Source organism: Vibrio sp. D173a (assembly GCF_030248475.1).
On sequence record NZ_JAHGAH010000426.1, the window covers coordinates 1 to 803 of the forward strand.

At 45.7% G+C, this 803-nt stretch carries 2 pseudogenes; both read right to left on the reverse strand.

Going from position 1 to position 803, the window contains the following annotated elements:
* Window positions 1-189 (reverse strand): annotated as a pseudogene (locus KIV40_RS26450) (hypothetical protein); the annotation flags it as partial.
* Window positions 190-403: 214 nt separating this feature from the next.
* Window positions 404-803 (reverse strand): annotated as a pseudogene (locus KIV40_RS26455) (insulinase family protein); the annotation flags it as partial.

Below are 803 nucleotides of genomic sequence, written 5' to 3' on the forward strand. Positions count from 1 at the left end.
CGAGCTGTCTTCCATAGGAGGAATGAGCTTGGTTTGCTCACACGCTTGCAGCGTTGCTGAAGATATTTTTTGATGAGATTCAGCTAGTTGCTGACACAATTGGCTGGTTGACGTTGCCGTTTGAAATGGCTTGGCTGGGAACGAATAGCCGTGACTGTTCACTAAGCCAAAGCTCAGTACAAACAACATCAACACTAAACGCGCGCCTAACTTCAACAACTCAAAACAATCTCAAATGATAGAAACGTCGACAATATATAACAGCAATGAAAGATACAATTGATTTAAAAGCTGCCTTATTCATATTTGACACAACGCTGACAATCTCAAACCAATAAAAAAGCCAAGCGCGATTGGCTTGGCTTTGGTGACACGTCCTTAATGGCGAAACGCCAGCAGGTCTCTACTGCTCTGGGCGTAGAATGTTCTTATAGTAACGACTGTTTTCACCGAATAGGCGCTGAGCGTGCTCGTTCATATCTTTACTGGAGATGGAATTTACCATGCCCTTCACATCAAACAGCGCCTCGACACCGAAATCATGAATAATATAACGAGAGACAAACCACGCCTGATCCACAGGGTTGGCATCGAGTGGCGCAAAGTCATTCTCCAACTGTTTACCGACTGCCCTCACCTCTTCTCCGGTGATGCCATTTAGCAGTTCGGCCAACACCTTATCGATGGCAGCCTCAACTTTTTCAGCGTTGGTCGGTGTAATGTTTGCCCCAATAAACCAATCACTGCTGCGCTCACCATCTTGTGAAATCGCGTAAGCATAAGGTGAGTAATCCAAGCTCAGC